The 19,440-nt window shown below is 59.5% G+C and carries 18 protein-coding genes; 7 read left to right on the forward strand and 11 right to left on the reverse strand.

Annotated elements, in window-relative coordinates; genetic code table 11:
- The 4 genes from proB to rplU form a co-directional block, all read right to left on the reverse strand.
- Window positions 1-1,119, reverse strand: coding sequence for a glutamate 5-kinase (proB, locus tag ACLD1X_RS25665; RefSeq protein WP_429372578.1), 1,119 nt, complete (start codon window positions 1,117-1,119; stop codon window positions 1-3).
- A 137-nt stretch (window positions 1,120-1,256) separates the two neighbouring features.
- Complete coding sequence (cgtA, locus tag ACLD1X_RS25670; protein ID WP_008052064.1) at window positions 1,257-2,480, reverse strand: Obg family GTPase CgtA; 1,224 nt, start codon at window positions 2,478-2,480, stop codon at window positions 1,257-1,259.
- 195 nt (window positions 2,481-2,675) lie between these two features.
- Window positions 2,676-2,933, reverse strand: a complete 258-nt coding sequence (gene rpmA, locus ACLD1X_RS25675) for a 50S ribosomal protein L27 (RefSeq protein WP_003281574.1) — start codon at window positions 2,931-2,933, stop codon at window positions 2,676-2,678.
- Window positions 2,934-2,968: 35 nt separating this feature from the next.
- Window positions 2,969-3,283 carry a 50S ribosomal protein L21 gene (gene rplU / locus ACLD1X_RS25680; RefSeq protein ID WP_007950961.1) on the reverse strand — a complete coding sequence of 105 codons (315 nt, stop codon included), beginning with the start codon at window positions 3,281-3,283 and terminating at the stop codon, window positions 2,969-2,971.
- 239 nt (window positions 3,284-3,522) lie between these two features.
- On the opposite strand from rplU, the gene ACLD1X_RS25685 reads away from it, so the two are divergent.
- The 3 genes from ACLD1X_RS25685 (at window position 3,523) to ACLD1X_RS25695 (ending at window position 5,487) form a co-directional block, all read left to right on the forward strand.
- Entirely contained in the window at window positions 3,523-4,491 is a 969-nt protein-coding gene (locus ACLD1X_RS25685) for a polyprenyl synthetase family protein (RefSeq protein ID WP_429372545.1), read from the forward strand.
- A 193-nt stretch (window positions 4,492-4,684) separates the two neighbouring features.
- Entirely contained in the window at window positions 4,685-5,026 is a 342-nt protein-coding gene (locus tag ACLD1X_RS25690) for a zinc ribbon domain-containing protein YjdM (RefSeq protein WP_008022504.1), read from the forward strand.
- Between the two features lie 203 nt (window positions 5,027-5,229).
- Window positions 5,230-5,487, forward strand: coding sequence for a hypothetical protein (locus ACLD1X_RS25695; RefSeq protein WP_429372547.1), 258 nt, complete (start codon window positions 5,230-5,232; stop codon window positions 5,485-5,487).
- Window positions 5,488-5,619: 132 nt separating this feature from the next.
- Here ACLD1X_RS25695 and ACLD1X_RS25700 read toward each other — a convergent pair whose 3' ends face one another.
- The 3 genes from ACLD1X_RS25700 to ACLD1X_RS25710 all read right to left on the reverse strand — a co-directional run bounded on the left by ACLD1X_RS25700 (window position 5,620) and on the right by ACLD1X_RS25710 (window position 7,281).
- Window positions 5,620-6,237, reverse strand: coding sequence for an FKBP-type peptidyl-prolyl cis-trans isomerase (locus ACLD1X_RS25700; protein ID WP_007970907.1), 618 nt, complete (start codon window positions 6,235-6,237; stop codon window positions 5,620-5,622).
- A gap of 121 nt (window positions 6,238-6,358) precedes the next feature.
- Entirely contained in the window at window positions 6,359-6,649 is a 291-nt protein-coding gene (locus tag ACLD1X_RS25705) for a DUF6482 family protein (RefSeq protein WP_429372550.1), read from the reverse strand.
- 143 nt (window positions 6,650-6,792) lie between these two features.
- The gene (locus tag ACLD1X_RS25710; protein WP_007990463.1) at window positions 6,793-7,281 is read right to left on the reverse strand and encodes a TIGR00645 family protein; all 489 of its coding nucleotides are present in this window, start codon (window positions 7,279-7,281) and stop codon (window positions 6,793-6,795) included.
- Window positions 7,282-7,442: 161 nt separating this feature from the next.
- On the opposite strand from ACLD1X_RS25710, the gene ACLD1X_RS25715 reads away from it, so the two are divergent.
- On the forward strand, window positions 7,443-9,272 hold the full coding sequence (locus ACLD1X_RS25715) for a hypothetical protein (RefSeq protein WP_429372552.1): 1,830 nt from the start codon (window positions 7,443-7,445) through the stop codon (window positions 9,270-9,272).
- A 6-nt stretch (window positions 9,273-9,278) separates the two neighbouring features.
- Here the strand turns inward: ACLD1X_RS25715 and ACLD1X_RS25720 are convergent, their stop codons facing one another.
- Together ACLD1X_RS25720 and ACLD1X_RS25725 are read right to left on the reverse strand one after the other, a co-directional pair.
- Window positions 9,279-9,620: a hypothetical protein gene (locus tag ACLD1X_RS25720; RefSeq protein WP_429372554.1), complete on the reverse strand. Its 342-nt coding sequence runs from the start codon at window positions 9,618-9,620 to the stop codon at window positions 9,279-9,281.
- Window positions 9,621-9,941: 321 nt separating this feature from the next.
- Window positions 9,942-12,380, reverse strand: a complete 2,439-nt coding sequence (locus tag ACLD1X_RS25725) for a Lon protease family protein (protein ID WP_429372556.1) — start codon at window positions 12,378-12,380, stop codon at window positions 9,942-9,944.
- Between the two features lie 276 nt (window positions 12,381-12,656).
- Here ACLD1X_RS25725 and ACLD1X_RS25730 point away from each other — a divergent pair, with 276 nt between their 5' ends.
- The 3 genes from ACLD1X_RS25730 to ACLD1X_RS25740 all read left to right on the forward strand — a co-directional run bounded on the left by ACLD1X_RS25730 (window position 12,657) and on the right by ACLD1X_RS25740 (window position 16,092).
- The gene (locus tag ACLD1X_RS25730) at window positions 12,657-13,145 is read left to right on the forward strand and encodes a DUF3015 domain-containing protein (protein WP_223454785.1); all 489 of its coding nucleotides are present in this window, start codon (window positions 12,657-12,659) and stop codon (window positions 13,143-13,145) included.
- A 231-nt stretch (window positions 13,146-13,376) separates the two neighbouring features.
- A complete protein-coding gene (locus ACLD1X_RS25735; RefSeq protein ID WP_429372559.1) occupies window positions 13,377-15,230 on the forward strand; it encodes a DUF4105 domain-containing protein in 1,854 nt (617 codons plus the stop codon).
- A gap of 367 nt (window positions 15,231-15,597) precedes the next feature.
- Window positions 15,598-16,092, forward strand: a complete 495-nt coding sequence (locus tag ACLD1X_RS25740) for a GreA/GreB family elongation factor (RefSeq protein ID WP_429372561.1) — start codon at window positions 15,598-15,600, stop codon at window positions 16,090-16,092.
- Here ACLD1X_RS25740 and gdhA read toward each other — a convergent pair.
- Entirely contained in the window at window positions 16,089-17,426 is a 1,338-nt protein-coding gene (gene gdhA, locus ACLD1X_RS25745; protein WP_429372563.1) for an NADP-specific glutamate dehydrogenase, read from the reverse strand. The genes ACLD1X_RS25740 and gdhA overlap by 4 nt on opposite strands.
- A 348-nt stretch (window positions 17,427-17,774) precedes the next feature.
- Window positions 17,775-19,439 (reverse strand): energy-dependent translational throttle protein EttA, encoded by a 1,665-nt coding sequence (ettA, locus tag ACLD1X_RS25750; RefSeq protein ID WP_007970893.1) that lies wholly within the window; start codon window positions 19,437-19,439, stop codon window positions 17,775-17,777.
- Window position 19,440: the final 1 nt, after the last annotated feature.

Raw genomic sequence — 19,440 nt, forward strand, 5'->3', positions numbered from 1 at the left:
TCAAACCAGAATCAGGTTATCGCGGTGAACCAGTTCCGGTTCCGCCATATAACCCAACAGACCGACAATCGCGTCGGACGACTGACCGATGATTTTTTGCGCTTCCAGCGCACTGTAGTTGGCCAGGCCACGGGCAATCTCACGACCATCCGGCGCCACGCAGACCACCATTTCACCGCGACGGAAGCTGCCCTGCACCAACTTGACCCCAACCGGCAGCAAGCTTTTGTTGCCCTGGGACAACGCGGTCACGGCACCTGCATCCAGCACCAGGGTGCCACGGGTTTGCAGATGACCGGCCAGCCACTGCTTGCGTGCCGCCAGCATGCCGCGCTCCGGCGAAAGCAAGGTGCCAATGCGCTCGCCCGCCTTGAGTCGATCCAGCACGCGCTCAAGCCGCCCACCAACGATGATGGTGTGAGCACCGGAACGGGCCGCCAGTCGTGCAGCGCGCAGCTTGGTCTGCATGCCGCCGCGCCCCAGCGCCCCGCCCGTACCGCCTGCCACCGCGTCGAGCGCCGGATCATCGGCTCGCGCCTCGTAAATCAGCCTGGCATCCGGGTTGTTGCGCGGATCAGCGTCGAACATGCCGTCGCGGTCCGTGAGAATCACCAGCAAATCCGCCTCGACCAGGTTCGCCACCAGCGCCGCCAGGGTGTCGTTGTCGCCGAAACGGATTTCGTCGGTGACCACGGTATCGTTCTCGTTGATCACCGGAATGACCTTGAGCTCGACCAGCGCACGCAAGGTACTGCGGGCATTCAGGTAGCGCTTGCGGTCGGACAGGTCGTCATGGGTCAGGAGAATCTGCGCGGTATGCCGGCCATGCTCGGCAAAGCTCGACTCCCAGGCCTGCACCAACCCCATCTGACCGATTGCAGCAGCGGCCTGCAGCTCGTGCATCGCACTGGGTCGCGAGGTCCAGCCCAGACGGCTCATACCGGCCGCCACCGCCCCGGAGGACACCAGCACCAGCTCGACACCCGCCTCATGCAAGGCCACCATCTGCTCAACCCAGACACCCATTGCCGCGCGATCCAGGCCCTTGCCGTCCGCCGTCAGCAAAGCGCTGCCGATCTTCACGACCCAACGCTGCGCACCTGTCACCTTGCTCCGCATCATCTTCAACCTTAGCTTGAGGGCAGCGCGACCTGGCACTGCCCGTGACATTATTCGTGGTTATTCGTGACCAACGATCGATTTCCAGATACCAAAACGCCGCTCGATTGAGCGGCGCTTAAGTTTATCGCAACGAATCAGTCACGCACGTAAATGATTTCCGGACCGTCTTCGTCATCCACGTCTTCTTCGTCCCAATCATCGTCGCCGATGTCATGGACCGACTTCACGCCGCTGCGACGCAGGGCACGCTTGTCATCCAGCGCCTGCAGTTGCGCGCGAGCTTCGTCTTCGATGCGCTGATCGAGATCGGCCAGCTCTTCCTTGTAGGCCGGGTCATTGGCCAGGCGATCAGCACGATCTTCCATGTAACGCATGATGTCGTGACACAGACGCTCGGTACCGAGCTTGGAGATAGCCGAGATCACGTAGACCGGACCAGTCCATTCCAGGCGATCAACGATTTCCTTGACGCGAGCATCGTGCTCTTCATCAAGGATCTGGTCGCACTTGTTCAGGACCAGCCAGCGATCACGCTCCGCCAGGGACGGGCTGAACTTGATCAGTTCGTTGACGATCACTTCAGCGGCATCCGGTGCGCTGGCGTCATCCAGCGGCGCCATGTCCACGAGGTGCAGCAGCAGACGCGTACGCGCCAGGTGCTTGAGGAAGCGAATGCCCAGACCAGCGCCTTCGGAAGCACCCTCGATCAAGCCCGGAATATCGGCAATGACGAAGCTCTTCCAGCGATCGACGCTGACCACACCCAGGTTCGGCACCAGCGTGGTGAACGGATAGTCGGCAACTTTCGGCTTGGCAGCCGAAACCGAACGGATAAAGGTACTTTTACCGGCGTTCGGCAAACCCAGCAGACCGACGTCAGCCAGTACTTTCATTTCCAGCTTCAGGTCGCGCTGCTCACCCGGCTTGCCCGGAGTGGTCTGGCGCGGCGCACGGTTGGTACTGGATTTGAAACGGGTGTTGCCCAGACCGTGCCAACCGCCCTGCACCACCATCAATTTCTGACCGGCCTTGGTCAGGTCGCCGATGACTTCCTGAGTCGCGGAGTCGATCACCGTGGTGCCGACCGGAACGCGCAGGATCAGGTCTTCACCCTTCTTGCCGGTGCAGTCGGTGCTGCCGCCGTTGGAGCCACGCTCGGCATCGAAGTGCCGGGTGTAACGGTAGTCCACCAGGGTGTTGAGGTTTTCGTCGGCCATCATGTAGATGGAACCGCCATCACCACCATCACCGCCGTTTGGACCGCCGTTTTCGATAAATTTTTCCCGACGGAAACTCATGGCGCCGTTGCCGCCGTCACCAGCCTTTACTCGAATCGATACTTCATCAACAAACTTCATAACAAACGCCTCTCGCCATACGGACGAGCCGAAAAACAATCAAGACATAAGACTCTTGCAAAAATGAGCGCAGCGACCCCAAACCACGACACCTACATCGTACGCCGACAGCCCATACAAACAGCTTTGCAAGAGACTCACCCCACAAACGAAAAAGCCCCGTCGCGAGACAGGGCTTTTCCAGCGATCGCGCAATTAAGCTGCGACTACGCTCACGTAACGACGACCGAAGGCGCCTTTTACTTCGAACTTGATCACGCCTTCGACTTTAGCGAAGAGGGTGTGATCTTTACCCATGCCAACGCCGTAGCCAGCGTGGAATTGGGTGCCGCGCTGACGCACGATGATGTTGCCTGCTTTGATAGCCTGGCCGCCATACATCTTCACGCCAAGGCGTTTGGCTTCTGAGTCGCGACCGTTACGGGTACTACCACCAGCTTTTTTGTGTGCCATGAGTTCAATTCTCCTAGTGAGGAATTAGGCTGAAATTAAGCCTGAATACCGGTGATTTTGATCTCGGTGTACCACTGGCGGTGGCCCATACGCTTCATGTGGTGCTTACGGCGACGGAACTTGATGATGCGGACTTTATCGTGACGACCTTGGGAGATCACTTCAGCCACAACGGTAGCGCCAGCAACAACTGGAGCGCCGATATTCACGTCGTCACCGTTGGCAACCAACAGAACGCGATCAAAGGTAACGGATTCGCCGGTAGCGACTTCCAGTTTTTCGATCTTCAGGTATTCACCTGGGGCGACTTTGTACTGCTTGCCGCCAGTAACGATTACTGCATAAGACATGGTATTTCTCCGATAATCCTGCTCACCCAGCTCTTTATAAGAAGAGGTATTGGCTGGCATGGCTGCATGGGGCTGGAGGCCCGCTTGCAATTGCGTAAGGCAGGTGCTGCCCAGGAAGTTCAGGGTGCGCGATTGTACGCAAGCCACGCCAGCCTTGCAAGGGGCCGTCTATCGCGCCTTGACACCTGCAGGCGTGGGTCCTAGCATGCCGCGCAACCCTTCTGGAGCAACTGTCGCTGATGCAACCCCAAGCTTTCTACCGCGCGGTGGCGGACGATTTTAGCGCCGTCGACGGCATCATCAAGAAGCAGCTGACTTCCCGAGTGCCGCTGGTATCGAAAATCGGCGATTACATCACCTCGGCCGGCGGCAAACGCCTGCGTCCTTTATTGGTGTTGCTGTGTGGCAAGGCCCTGGGCCGTGAAGGCGACGACCTGCGCCTGCTGGCCGCCACCATCGAGTTCCTGCACACCGCTACCCTGCTGCATGACGACGTGGTCGACATGTCCGGCATGCGCCGAGGCCGCTCGACCGCCAACGCCATGTGGGGCAACGCGCCAAGCGTGCTGGTCGGTGATTTCCTGTATTCACGCTCCTTCGAAATGATGGTCGAGCTGGGCTCCATGCCAGTGATGAAGATCCTTTCGCAAGCCACGCGCATCATCGCCGAAGGCGAAGTGTTGCAGCTATCGAAGGTCCGCGACGCCAGCACCACCGAAGAAACCTACATGGAGGTCATCCGCGGCAAGACCGCGATGCTCTTCGAAGCCTCGACCCACAGTGCCGCGGCCCTGTGCGAAGCCACGTCGGAGCAGGCCGAAGCGCTGCGTACGTTCGGCGATCACCTGGGAGTGGCCTTCCAGCTGGTCGACGACCTGCTGGATTACAAAGGCGACGCCGAAACCCTGGGCAAGAACGTCGGTGACGATCTGGCCGAAGGCAAGCCGACCCTGCCGCTGATCTACACCATGCGTGAAGGTACGCCGGAGCAGGCCGCCCTGGTACGCAAGGCGATCCAGAAAGGCGGAATCGAAGACCTGGAAAGCATCCGCGAAGCCGTGGAAGCCTCGGGCTCGCTGGAGTACACCGCGCAATTGGCCCGAGATTATGTGGCCCGCGCGATCAAGTGCCTCGAAGCGCTGCCTGCCAGCGAATACCGCGATGCACTGGTTGAACTGAGTGAGTTCGCGGTAGCCCGCACGCACTGATCCGCCTCCGTACTGTAGGAGCGAGCCTGCTCGCGAAGGACGTTAACGAAAACGCGGGTATCCAGGATAAACGCGGCGTCCTTGAGTTTTTCGCGAGCAGGCTCGCTCCTACAGGTTTCCGGCACCGCCCCCTCCCCGCCTAAAACCCTATATAATGTGCGCTTTTTAGCGATCCTGAATCCAAGGAGCCTTAGTGAGCACGTTGCCACCCTGCCCAAAATGCAATTCCGAATACACCTATGAAGACGGCGCCCAGCTGATCTGCCCCGAGTGCGCCCACGAATGGTCCGCCAACGGTGAAGCCGAAGCGGCGTCCGATGACGCAGTGAAAAAGGATTCGGTCGGCAATGTCCTGCAGGACGGCGATACCATCACCGTGATCAAGGACCTCAAGGTCAAGGGCACGTCCTTGGTGGTCAAGGTCGGCACCAAGGTCAAGAACATCCGCCTGTGCGATGGCGATCACGACATCGATTGCAAGATTGACGGCATTGGCCCGATGAAACTCAAGTCCGAGTTCGTCAGAAAAGTCTGATTGTGCTGCATCCCATCCCGCGCCTGCCGTGGGATGGCGCTTCGCCCTCCCCGCGTCACCCAATAATCCCTCGCAATAGCCAATCGCCAGTCGTCTTGACCTGACGCAATCTTTACCCGGAAAGAAGCGCAAACCGCCAATAGGCCCTTGCTATTTTGCGAATAGGAATTATTCTCATAAATCCCTCGATGGAGATGAGAACCATGACTTATTTGATCGATGCCTGGCTGGACCGACCACACCCTTACCTCAGGATCCTGCATCGGGAAACCGGGGAAGTCTGTGCCGTACTGGAAGAGGAAGCCTTGAACGAGCTGCAGGATCAGGGTGACCTGGACCTCAATGGCTTGAGTTCCAGCGAGCCGGTGGTGCTCAAGGAAGTGGTGCGCAATCTGTTCCTGTTCTGCTATGCCCGGGCGTTGCGCCCACACAGTGAACTGCACCACAAGATCGAAATATGAAATACACCACAAAACACTGTAGGAGCGAGCCTGCTCGCGATGAACTCAAACACACCGCGTTCATTCAGGATGGCCGCGTTATCGTTAACGCCCATCGCGAGCAAGCTCGCTCCTGCAGGTAATCAGCGGGTATTACAGAACGTCGAGCAGTTCGACGTCGAACACCAGTACGCTGTGCGGCGGGATGCCGCCAACGCCTTGAGCGCCGTAAGCCAGCTCGCTCGGCACGTACAGGCGCCATTTGCTGCCGGCGTTCATCAGTTGCAGGGCTTCGGTCCAGCCGGCGATCACGCCGCCAACCGGGAATTCTGCAGGCTGGCCGCGCTCGTAGGAGCTGTCGAACACAGTGCCGTCGATCAGGGTGCCGTGGTAGTGAGTACGCACGGTGTCTTCACGGGATGGCTTGGCGCCTTCGCCAGCGGTCAGCACTTCGAACTGCAGGCCGGACGCCAGAGTGGTGATGCCTTCACGCTTGGCGTTTTCAGCCAGGAAGGCCAGGCCTTCGCCAGCCGCCGCTTCAGCCTTGGCTGCAGCTTCGGCTTGCATGATTTCGCGGATGACTTTGAAGCTGGCGGACATTTCTTCCTGACCCACACGGCTTGGCTTGCCGGCGAATGCGTCGGTCAGGCCTGCCAGGATCGCGTCCAGGCTTACGCCCGGTGGCGGGTTGTCGCGCAGTTGGTCGCCCAGCTGACGGCCAATACCGTAGCTGACGCGGGTTTCGTCGGTGGACAGATTTACTTCGGACATGACACTGCTCCGCTGTGCGGACGGCTCGGGAACTTGCCATGCGTGCACAGCGCGTCCCGGAGCGCCCGGAACCAAAAGGGCCAGCAGACTAGCACAGATGTCATGCCATTGATGAGGGACGTCAGGCGATCGGCACCTTCAGGTTTTCCTCCACCTCGGCAACCAGCCCGCACATCTCGTCATGCACGACCGTGTGCACGAGGTTGAAGTGCAACTTGGGAAAGGAGCGCAGCACATCACGGGCATGCTCCACCGAGCGCAACTGCATCGTATGCCCTGGCGTATCGATCAGGGGATACGCCGCTCCGTGCATGCGCGCTTCAAGCAGGTAGATGCCGCCCTCCATGGAGATCAGGTTCAGCTCATCGACCTTCCCGGCGACGGCATACGCATTCAACTCTTGCAGGTTCATGAGCGCACCTCACGCAGTAGCGAGCCTCTTTACAGGGATAAGCTTCGGCGCTTCAAAGCACAAGCCACTGGCCAGACCGTTTGTCTGTTATTGCAGGAGGTTGTGGCGAGCGAGCTTGCTCGCCACAAGGGAGCTGTTCCGGATCAGTGCTTGGTGACTTTATCCAGGTAACCCATGGCGAATGCCGAGACCACGAAGGTCATGTGGATGATCACGTACCACTGCAGATGCTCAGGATCGACGTTCTTGGCGTCCATGAAGATGCGTAGCAAGTGAATGGAGGAGATTGCCACGATCGACGCAGCCACCTTCATTTTCAGCGACGACGAATCCATGGTGCCCAGCCAGTTGAGCTTCTCCTTGCTATCGTCGATGTCCAGTTGCGAGACGAAGTTCTCGTAGCCGGAAATCATCACCATCACCAGCAAGCCGCCCACCAGCGCCATGTCGATCAGCGACAACAGCACCAGGATCAAGTCCGACTCTGCCATCGAAAACACATTCGGGATAACGTGGAAGACTTCCTGGAAGAATTTCAGCGCCAGCGCCAGCAACCCGAGGGACAAGCCGAAATAGATCGGCGCCAGCAGCCAGCGCGAGGCGTACATTGTATTTTCGATAAAGCGTTCCATTGAATCTCACACGTTGGTTTGGAAATGGGCGCGAGTATACCAGCCGCCCGTCCATAGCCAGAAACCGTCGAAAAATCCGCCACCTGCGCCTGTGTATCAAAATTTTTCTGCTAGTGTCCAAATCATTGACTGCTCAGTGATGTCGGACAGGAAGACTGGAAATGGATGTGCGATTGCCTTTGACGAGTGCCGGTATTTGCCTGGCGCTGCTGCTGAGCGGCTGCTCACCCAGCGATGAAAAACGCCAGGTCAGCCTCGAAGAAAAAACCGCGCAGTTCGAAAAGTCGCTGGACGCCATCCAGGATCCGAAACTCAAGGATGCCGTGTCGGAACTGGGCGGCTCACTGCTGCTGCTCGAGCGCGCACGACTCAAGCTCGACAGTAAACCGGTGGAAACCGAATACGGCGAAGACGCCCTCGCCATGCTCAAGCACTACCCGACCCCGCAGGCTTTGGTCGACACCTATATCAACGGGTTGTTCGTGCTGCAAAAGGACTCAGGTTCCGACTACCTGACCGATCTGCAACCGGTGTTCCCGTTCACGTTCAGCGTGCCTGCCGCGTTTTTGTTTCCCCATGGCCTGGAATGGCAGTCAGTCACCCTGAGCAATAAACGAGTGATTCCATTCCAGCCGGAATGGTCGGAAACCGACCCCGGCATTCAACTCAGCCCATCGAGCTCCAACCTGACCAACCCCGATGACCTGACCGTGGCCTACCCCTTCATCGAAGGCCTCGACATCGACAGAAAGCAGCAACCGCGACCGGTGAGCCTGCAAGGCAAAGTCGAAGTCATCGCGCCACGCCGCCTCTACAGCTTCGACCTGACGAAAAAGGACATAGGCCAGACTCGCACCAATGACACCCTGAGCGTCACCCTGCTCACATTGGCGAACAACTACGCGGAAATCGAATACAACAACAGCGCACCGCCGGCCTCGGAAGTCCGTGAAACCCCGCTGAACCCGCTGATCGTCCAGGCCAAGGACAGCACCGGGCAATTCATCTCGCGTGCCGGCTCAATCAACGAAACCGCGGTGCAAATTGCCTTCTATCAGCAGCAACTGGCCAAGATGCAGCAACAGAAGAGCTGGAGCGAGGCACTGGAAAAACAACTCGACGAAGAGCAGCGCAACTTTGAGAAACAGCAGGCTCGACATTATTCGAAGGTGTACTTCAACGGGACAATCGAAACCCTCGAAGTCAGCATGCTGGATTTCTCCGCCGTCACCGTCACCCGAAAGGACCTCGACCTGCCGGTCCGGCGCTTCGACGCCGATACCACGGACAAGTCCATCCAGCCCTTGAACCTGTCCGTGGTGGTCTACGACGACCAGGCGGCGAGTTGGCTGAAAGGGGCAACGCTGACTGAGGATCAACTGAAAAAGAACGTCAGCATCAGTCAGTCGGTCGACGACCCCAGTGCTGCGCGAATCGAATTCACTCATCTGCGCAGCTTCAACGATGAGCTGCTCGGTACATCGTTCGACCCCGGGGAAAGCCCGGTGAGTTTCTTCACCGAGGACACTCGCGGCAAGCGTGACGAGCCGATCGAACTGCCGCCCGAGGCGTACCAGATCGATCCCCTGCGCGGCACCATCACTTACGATCTGAATCTGTTTCCGCAAACGCCGGCGTATGCCGTGGGCTCGATGCCGCTGTTCCTGGCCACGGTCGACAAAAACACCGTGGATGCCCGTCAACTGCCCAAAGGGCTCGAGCTCAAGGACAATGCACTGGTGGTGGACCTGAAGGCATTTCCCGCCCCGGACTGGCGCTTTTTCGCCAAGGACGACAGCGGTAACTACTTGAAGGAGATTCTATCGGTCAGCCATGGCCCGAGCGCACAGGGTCCTGCGCAGTTCGCCGTGCATTACTTCTACGGGCAGCCTACACGCCTGGAAACCTATCAGCGCACCGACCTCGCCACCGTGCAATATGGTTTCGAGGTCAAACTCGACAAGGCCGACATGACGCGCCTCGATCAATAGTGCGACTCAGTGCTCGGGGTGAAACTCGAAGCCGCCCACGTTTCGGCAGCGCCCCCCGTTGATTTCACGCAGTTGGGCTTGCAGATGCAGGCACCAGATTTGCGGATCGTCGGCCAACTCGTAGCCGTGCAAGGTCAGGCTTTCAACGATGGTGTCGAGGATTGATTCAGCGACGACCGGCCCATGAAACGGGCCTTGGGCCTTGATGGCCGAAGGTTGTTCGCCAGCCATTCCGGCGGCGAACAGCAGGGTCCACATGCCCGTATCTCCCGCCAAAGGACGGATGGAACACTCGATACGGGTCACAAGACCCAGGCATTGACGGGTGAGGCAGAGGTTGCGCGACATGGCGGCGACCCTCGGTAGATCCGGTATTCAGCCCCCGCGGGAAGGCTGTTTCGATCCTGTGATTACTCTCGATATCCCTGAGCAGAGAATAGAAGAAAAGTCTGGCTTGCAGGCCGGGCGAAACCGAAAGGCGCCGAATGGTCATAGTGTGAATATTGACGTCATTTCGACGACGCTTTTCGACACCCACCACAAAAAACTGTGGGAGCGAGCCTGCTCGCGAAGGCGGTCGAACATTCAACATATTGGTCGAATGAAAGTCCGCTATCGCGAGCAGGCTCACTCCCACAGTAGAGCGACACAGCTCAATTCACAGGTGCATCACGCCGGCTTGGTTTCCGCCAAAGCCTCCTGCGCCAACTCCTTCTCGGCTTCTTTCAGATCCTCTTCGCTGATCATTTCCGCGATAACCCGCAGGCGCTCCACAACCCGCGCGTTTACGCTGCCTTCAGGGAATTCACCATTCTCGTCCGGCTCGCCGGCCGGCTCGCCAACCAGCAGACTCAAGGCTTCGTCGGCCTGACGGACCGCATAGACATGGAACTGCCCTGCCCGCACCGCCGCCAGCACCTTCTCGTCGAGCATCAGCGTGGCGACGTTGGCATGAGGAATGATTGCCCCCTGCTCACCGGTCAACCCACGGGCTTCACACAGGCGGAAGAAGCCCTCGATCTTCTCGTTGACGCCACCGACCGCCTGCACTTCGCCGAACTGGTTGATTGAACCGGTGATGGCAAAGCACTGCTTGAGCGGGGTTTTCGACAAGGCCGAGATCAGGGTGCAGGCCTCGCCCAGGGAAGCGCTGTCGCCATCGACATAACCGTAGGATTGCTCCAGGGCGATGCTTGCCGAAATCGCCAGCGGAAACTCCTGGGCGTAACGGCTGCCCAGATAACCGGTAAGGATCATCACGCCTTTGGAGTGGATCGGCTGGCCGAGGTTGACCTCGCGCTCGATGTCGACAATACCGCTGCCGCCCGGGTACACCGTGGCGGAAATCCGTGCCGGTATACCAAAGGCCGAGTCGCCGACTTCCAGCACGGTCAAGCCGTTGCACTTGCCGACCGCCGCGCCAGCGGTGTCGATCAGGATGATCCCGGCCAGCATGTCATCGAGAATCCGTGCCGAAACCCGCCCGGTCCGCGTGGCCTTGGCCTTGAGCGCGCGTTCGATGTGCCCCGCATCGGTCATTTCATCACCGGCCAGATGGCGGATGAAGTCCGCCTCGCTGACCAGTTGGAACAAGTCGCCGATACGCGCCGACAAGCGCCCCTGGTGTTCGGCCAGACGGGCACTGTAAGTCGCCAGGCGTGCCACCGCATCAGCGGTCAGCGGTGCCATGCCCTCTTCGGACGTACGGGTTTTGAGCAACTGGGCGAACTGCTCCAGGCTCTCGTCGACCATCGGAATGTCTTCGTCGAAATCCACCAGGACGCGGAACATCTCCTGGAAGTCCGGATCGAGGTCTTGCAGCGTGTAATACAGCTGACGGGCACCAATGATGACGACTTTGACCTGCAACGGAATGTGTTGCGGAGTCAGGGTCACGGTGGCCAGGCGGCCCAGTTCACCCAGCGGTGATTCCATTTTCAGCTTGCGCGATTGCAGGGCGCGTTTCAGCGCGTCCCACACGAACGGCTCGCTGAGCATCTTGTCCGCTTCCAGGATCAGGAACCCACCGTTGGCCCGGTGCAAGGCCCCCGGCCGCAGTTGGCGGTAGGTGGTATACAGCGCACCCTGGTCGGTGCTGTATTCGATACGGCCGAAGAGGTTTTCGTAGGTCGGGTGCGGCTCGAACACCACAGGCGCACCGCCGCTGGCCGAGTGACCGACCACCAGGCTCGGCGCGTATTGCTCTTCCAGCAATTTGCGGGCGACAGCGTCAGTCTTGCTGTCGTCCACCAGTTGCTCGACCACGGTCTTGAGCAAATACACCTGAATGGCTTGCAGATAGCCGCATACCGCCGCGTTCTCGGCGTACTTCTCCGACAATGGCGACAACAATGGCTGCAAGGCCAGGGTGATGGTTTCTTCGTTCAGATGACGCAACTGGTTGCTCGACTCACGCTTCCATTGCGGCAGGCTGGCGAGTTCCTCGTTCAGGCGCTCCTCCAGGGCCGAAATATCCTCGTGAAAGCGCTCGCGCTCGGCTTCCGGCAACTGGGCGAATTCAGCTTCGTCCAACGCCTTGCCATCGCCCATCGGAGTGAAGGCGATGTTGCTGGCGTCGCGGTACAGCGCGACGTCCTTTTCCAGCGCCAGGCGCTCGATGACGTCCAGGGCCTTGTCGTAGCGCTGGTTGAAGGCGCGGTCGATGCTGCTTTTCTTCTGCTGGTAGGACGGATGCTCGAAGACCGCCGGAAACGTCGCCAGCAGGTTGTCGATCAAACCGTTGATGTCTGCGATGAAGGCGCCAGCGCTGCCCGACGGCAGCTCCAGTGCGCGCGGCTCGCGGGGCTCATCGAAATTGTTGACGTAGACCCAGTCTGCCGGGGTCTGCAGGCGCTTGCCTTCGGCCTTGAGGTAGCGTTTGACGAACGAGAACCGGCCAGTGCCGGGCTCACCCATGACAAATACGTTGTAACCGGGGCGTGGCATGGCCACACCGAACTGCAAGGCTTCGACTGCACGTTCCTGGCCAAGCACACCGCGAAAGGGCTCCAGATCATTGGTGGTAGAGAAGCTGAACTGTTCAGCGGAAAACGGACGGGTCAGCGCTTCGGGCGCTAGACGCAAGCTGGCAGCAACAGGATCAGGCATCGGGCTTCCTTAACAATCAGGCGGGGCGGATGACATCATTCTGGCGCTGCCCATGCCCGACTGGCAAGGAGCGCCGCAGACCTGAGCATCGTCAATCCGCCAAGCCCAGGCGGGCCGGGCGTTCGCTGCCGTTTTCCAGGAATGTTTTGCAAAAAATCACGGAACCCCGTGATCGTGCCTAAACTCCAAACTGCGCGGCTGGACTAATGCCCGGCCCACTGGCACCAGACGGGCCAGACCCCTTGTCCATTGGAATGCACATAAGAGAACAAAGCTATGAAACGGATTCTTCTCGGTACTCTCTTCACCGCTGTATCCATCAACGCCATGGCCCAGGCGCCGGGCGGCCCGGATTGCGGCTGGGGCAACATGCTGTTCGAAGGCCAGCGTGGCACTCCAGCTCACTTCATGGCATCCACCACCAACGGCACCTCCGGCAACGCAACCTTCGGCATGACCTCCGGCACCAACGGTTGCGCGACCAATGCGTCGCTGACCTATGGCGGCAAATCCTGGTTTGCCATGAATGGCATGATGAACGAGCTGTCCGAAGACATGGCTAAAGGTCAGGGTGAAGCGCTGACCACCTATGCCGTGGTACTGGGCGTGGCGCCGGAAGACCGTGCGCACTTCGCCGCCGTCACTCACGAGCACTTCCAGCAGATCTTCAGCAAGGCTGACGTAACTGCCGAAGACGTGCATACCAATACCCTGGCCGTGCTCAAAGCCGACCCTCGCCTGGCCAAGTACGCCACCCAGGCATAAGCTCGACCCGACCCGCTTCCCTCGGGAAGCGGGATTTGTTTTTGGACCTGCCCCTCCTCGGGTAATGTCGCTGACTGTAGGAGCTGGCTTGCCAGCGATGGTCGTTAACGATTACGCGTGTTTACTGGATAAGCACAGCGCCTTTGAAACCATCGCTGGCAAGCCAGCTCCTACAGGTAAAAGACATCCACCCCGTTGGGACTTCATTTTTTCCTGTTCAAGTTGCCACCTATGCTCAAACGCCTTGCCTGGCTGGCGCTGTGTGTCTGCGCCCCGCTGTCCGCCGCGCCTCATATCGACCCACAACGTTTGCAGCAACTGGCCAACGACCCTTTCTGGATTTCCCTGGGCCATTACGAAACCGCCAAGCTCGGCGGCTGGCGCAGCTATGTCAGCGACAGGAAATTCTTCCTCGCCGCTGACGGCAACGAACATCCGGAGCATGAACTGGCGGCGACGGTACAAGCCTTGTACGCCCCGGCCAGTGCCGGTGAAACACACGCTCAATGCGTCTACCCTGCCCGTACCCGCTGGCTGAAAGAGCAGCTCGACCTGACCGGCCTGCCAACGCCGGACTGCGCCGGGTTCAAGCAATGGTTCAAGGACGTCTCACCGGACAGTGCGGTGATGATCTTCCCGGCAGCCTATCTGAACAGCCCGTCCTCGATGTTTGGCCACACGCTGCTGCGCATCGATCAGGCCGAAGTGAAGAGCGACAAGACTTCGCTGCTCAGTTACGCGATCAACTTCGGCGCCTATATCGAGGGCTCGGACAACAGCATCCTTTATGCCTGGAAAGGCCTGATGGGTGGTTACCCCGGCTTGTTCGCGATGGTGCCCTACCAGGAAAAACTCTCGGAATACCGCAGCCTGGAAAACCGCGACCTGTGGGAATACCGGTTGAACCTGACCCGACAGGAAACCGCGCGCATGGTCGAGCACGTCTGGGAGCTGAAGCAGATCAGGTTCGACTATTTCTTTTTCGACGAAAACTGCTCATACCGATTACTGGAACTGCTGCAGGTGGCCCGCCCGGGCCTGCGCCTGACCGAACAATTCCCGCTCACGGCCATCCCGACCGACACTGTCAAAGCGGTAAAAAGCGCCGGGCTGGTGGAGTCCATCCAGTATCGTCCGTCCCGGGAGCGCGAGCTGCTCAGTCGCGCCGAGCCGCTGAACCCGGAGGAACAGCAATGGGTGCTGAAAGTCAGCGCCGATCAGGGCCAATTGCAGACCCCGGCGTTCAAGGCACAACCGCGCGAGCGCCAGGCACTGATCATCGATGCGGCCTATCGACTGGAGCGTTATCGCGCCAATGGCCAGGAACGCGACCCGGCGCGCGCCCAACGCAGCTTCGAACTGCTGCGGGCAATCAACCAGAACCCGGCGCCGGAGCTGGACATCGCGCAACCCGGTCTGCCTGAAGACGGTCACGAGTCCCGGACCTGGCAGCTCGGCCTCGGCACCCGGGGTGACAAAGCCTTTGGCGAGTACGGCCTGCGCATGGCTTATCACGACCTCAATGACAACAGCGAAAGCTTTCCACTGGGCGCGCAGATCGAAATCCTGCAATTGAAACTGCGCCAGTACGAAGGCAATGACTGGCAAGTGCAGCAACTGGACCTGGCGACCATTCGCTCCCTGACCCCGCGTAACCAATTGCTGCAACCGCTGTCATGGCAAGTCACCGGTGGCCTGGAGCGAGTGCCGGGCAAGCACGATGACCAGACCTTGGTCAGCCACGTCAACGGCGGTGGCGGCGGGACCTGGCAACTGGGCGATGACCTGCTCGGATTTGCCCTGGGAACCGTGCGTATCGAGCACAACAATGACTTCGCTGCCTTCGTCGCGCCGGCCGCTGGCTTCAACAATGGTGTGTTGTGGAAAAACCCGCTGGGCAACCTGAGCCTGGAAGCCAAGGGGGATTTCTTCACCAATGGTGAAGTGCGTCGTAGCCTGAGCCTGAATCAGCAATGGGAAATGTCCCGCAATCTCGGACTGCGCTTGAGTGCCCGGCGCGAGTTCAGCCATTTGGCGACGCCCGAGAACGAAGTGCTGCTTGAGGTCAAGTGGTATCACTACTGACCCGAAAGCACCGCAGTTCCCTGTGGGAGCGAGCCTGCTCGCGATGGCGGTGTGTCAGCCCCAAAAATGTTGGCTGACACTACGTTTTCGCGAGCAGGCTCGCTCCCACATGGGTTGCTTAGTGCTCGACGAAATGCATGCACACCTTTCACAACCACCCGGCCAATCCACTTCTAGACTTTCCTTATGAGCCGCGTATCGGTCGGCGCCGGGCGCAACAGCCATCTGAAGGAACGGGACAAAGCCTGGCGGCAGCAAAAAGATCAGGACGCCGCCCGGGCCTGCCACTCGCCGTAAGTCGCTTTCAGACATCCAGTGAAACCAGATGCCTGCGACCATGATCCAAACCCTATGCCGGGAGAATTCCATGAGCCGTGCCTTCGTCCATGAAGATAACGCCGCCACGCAAACCGATCAGCCTGTCGAACGGCAGGTCAGCGCGCAGACCAATTACGTCACGCCGCAAGGCCTCAGCCTGTTGCAGGCCAAGGTCGCCGAACTGCAGGCCCTGCACACTGAACAATCGGCAAAAGGCGACGAGGCCGACAAGCAGCGCCTGGTGGATCTCGAACGTGATTTGCGTTACTTCAAGCAGCGTCTGGGCAGCGCTCAGGTGGTACCCGCCGCGACTTCGAGCGAGAAAGTGCAATTCGGCAGTTGGGTGACCTATGCCGATGAACACGACACCGAACGCCGGGTACAACTGGTAGGCGAAGATCAGGCCGATGCCGCCCACGGCCTGATCAATTGGGGTTCACCGCTGGGCCGGGCGCTGCTCGGCGCACGACTCAACGATGAGGTGCTGTGGCAGCGCCCTGCTGGCGATCAAGTGATTGAAGTGATCCGCATCGAACCGTCTTAAACCACGCCTTGGGCCAACATTGCATCGGCGACTTTGACGAAGCCTGCGATGTTCGCGCCCTTGACGTAGTTGATTCGTCCGTTCTCTTCACCGTAGTGCACGCAGGCGTGGTGGATCGACTGCATGATCGCGTGCAGCTTGCTGTCCACCTCACCTGCGGTCCACGACAGACGCATGGCATTCTGCGACATCTCCAGTCCGCTCACGGCCACGCCACCGGCGTTGGATGCCTTGCCCGGGGCGAACAGAATGCCGGCCTCGATGAAGATATCCACAGCCTCCAGCGTGGTCGGCATGTTCGCGCCTTCGGCCACGCATACGCAGCCGTTGCGCAGCAGAGTGTGCGCAGCTTCGGCATCAAGTTCGTTCTGCGTGGCGCATGGCAGCGCGATGTCGCACGGCAGCGACCATGGGTGCTGGCCGGCGCGGAACTCCAGGCCAAACGCCGCCGCCAACTCGCTGATCCGCCCGCGCTTGACGTTTTTCAGGTCCAGCAACGCCAGCCACTGATCTTCGCTCAGGCCGGCTTCGCAATACAGCGTGCCTTCGGAGTCGGACAGGGAAATCACTTTGCCCCCCAGGTCCATGACCTTGCGCGCTGCGTACTGGGCAACGTTGCCGGAACCGGAGATCGCCACGCGCTTGCCTTCAACGCTCTGATCACGGCGCTTGAGCATTTCTTCGGCGAAGTACACGCAACCGAAACCGGTGGCTTCCGGGCGAATCAGGCTGCCGCCATAGCTTGGGCCTTTGCCGGTCAGCACACTGGTGAACTGGTTGCTCAGGCGCTTGTACTGACCGAACAGGAAACCGATTTCCCGCGCACCGACGCCGATGTCCCCGGCCGGCACGTCAACGTCCGCACCGATGTGGCGATACAGCTCGCTCATGAAGGCCTGGCAGAAGCGCATGACCTCGGCATCGCTCTTGCCCTTCGGATCGAAGTCCGAACCGCCCTTGCCGCCCCCCATGGGCAATGAAGTCAGGGAGTTCTTGAAGGTCTGTTCGAAGGCGAGGAATTTCAGCACGCCCATGTTCACCGACGGATGGAAACGCAGGCCGCCCTTGTACGGGCCGATGGCGCTGTTCATCTGGATGCGGAACCCGCGATTGACCTGGACCTTGCCCTGATCGTCGACCCACGACACGCGAAACACCACCGCCCGCTCCGGCTCGCAGATGCGTTCCAGAATGCCCGAGGTCAGGTAATGCGGGTTGGCTTCAAGAAACGGCCACAGGGTACGCAGGACCTCTTCGACAGCCTGGTGAAATTCGGGTTGATCCGGGTCGCGTTTTTTCAGGCGCGCAAGGAAGGATTCGACGGATTCGATCATGGAAAAGTCTCGGCAAATTTATTGTCGTTGGAGGAGATTGAGCCGGACTGTAACAAACGATTCGCGCACAAGAACAGCGCAAAATGTCGCACTTATGAAATTAAATGGTGCACAGGATATAAATTAACCTGGTTTTTTGAGAATTTTTGCACCTGAACAGGGATTCACAATTCAAGTCTTGCACCATTAGAAACACCGTCTTCGCGAGCAAGCCCGCTCCCACATTTGAAATGCGTTCCACTGTGGGAGCGGGCTTGCTCGCGAATGGCGCGACTCGGTTTCATTGAAAAAACACAGGCAAAAAAAACGGAGCCCGAAGGCTCCGCTCTTTATGCAACCAACCCGAAATCAGGCCAGTTTCTTGTGGCGTACACGGTGCGGCTGGGCAGCCGCTTCGCCGAGGCGCTTTTTGCGGTCGGCTTCGTACTCGGTGTAGTTGCCTTCGAAGAACACGGCTTGCGAGTCGTCTTCGTACGCCAGGATGTGCGTCGCGACGCGGTCAAGGAACCACCGGTCGTGGGAGATCACAATGGCGGCGCCCGGGAAGTCCAGCAGGGCTTCTTCCAGGGAACGCAGGGTTTCAACGTCGAGGTCGTTGGACGGTTCGTCGAGCAGCAGGACGTTGCCGCCCTCCTTCAGGGTCAGGGCCAGGTGCAAGCGACCACGCTCACCACCGGACAGGTCCTTGACGAACTTCTGCTGGTCGCCACCCTTGAAGTTGAAGCGACCGACGTAGGTACGCGACGGGATCTCGTAGTTGCCGATGCGGATCTGGTCGGAACCGTCGGAGATCTGCTGGAACACGGTCTTGCTGCCGTCCAGGTCTTCGCGGCTCTGGTCCACACAGGCAAGCTGTACGGTTTCACCGACTTCGATGCTGCCCGAATCCGGCGTTTCCTTGCCCATCAGCATGCGGAACAGGGTCGACTTACCGGCACCGTTACCGCCGATCACGCCGACGATGGCGCCTTTAGGCATGGAGAACGACAGGTTGTCGATCAGCACGCGGTCGCCGTAGCCCTTGGTGACGTTCTTGAACTCGATGACCTTGTCGCCCAGGCGCGGACCGGCCGGGATATAGATCTCGTTGGTTTCGCTGCGCTTCTGGAATTCCTGCGATTGCATTTCTTCGAAGCGTTGCAGACGAGCCTTGGACTTGGACTGGCGGGCCTTGGCGCCTTTGCGCACCCACTCCAGTTCTTCCTTCATGGCTTTTTCGTGGGCCGACTGCTGCTTGGATTCGGCAGCCAGACGGTCGGACTTGGCTTCCAGCCAGCCCGAGTAGTTGCCCTCGTAAGGAATGCCCGCGCCGCGGTCGAGTTCCAGAATCCAGCCGGCAACGTTGTCCAGGAAGTAACGGTCGTGCGTGATCGCTACCACAGTGCCCGGGAAGTCGTGCAGGAAGTGCTCAAGCCACGCAACGGAGTCGGCGTCCAGGTGGTTGGTCGGTTCGTCGAGCAGCAGCATGTCCGGGGCGGACAGCAGCAGACGGCACAGGGCCACACGACGCTTTTCACCACCGGAGAGGTGTTCAACCTTGGCATCCCAGGCCGGCAGACGCAGTGCATCGGCGGCGACTTCCAGCTGACGTTCCAGGTTGTGGCCGTCACTGGCTTGCAGGATGGCTTCGAGCTTGGCCTGCTCGGCCGCCAGCTTGTCGAAATCGGCATCCGGATCGGCGTAGGCCGCGTAAACCTCGTCCAGACGTGCCTGGGCGTCCTTGATCACGCTGACCGCCTCTTCGACCACTTCACGCACGGTCTTGGTCGGATCCAGTTGTGGTTCCTGTGGCAGGTAGCCGATGTTCAGCTCCGGCATCGGACGGGCTTCGCCCTCGAACTCGGTGTCGACGCCGGCCATGATTTTCAGCAGCGTGGATTTACCCGAACCGTTAAGGCCGAGCACGCCGATCTTGGCGCCGGGGAAGAACGACAGAGAAATGTTTTTCAGGATTTCCCGCTTCGGCGGAACAACTTTGCCCAGCCGATGCATGGTGAATACGTATTGAGCCATG

This window comes from Pseudomonas sp. 18173, from assembly GCF_050432945.1.
Classification (GTDB): domain Bacteria; phylum Pseudomonadota; class Gammaproteobacteria; order Pseudomonadales; family Pseudomonadaceae; genus Aquipseudomonas.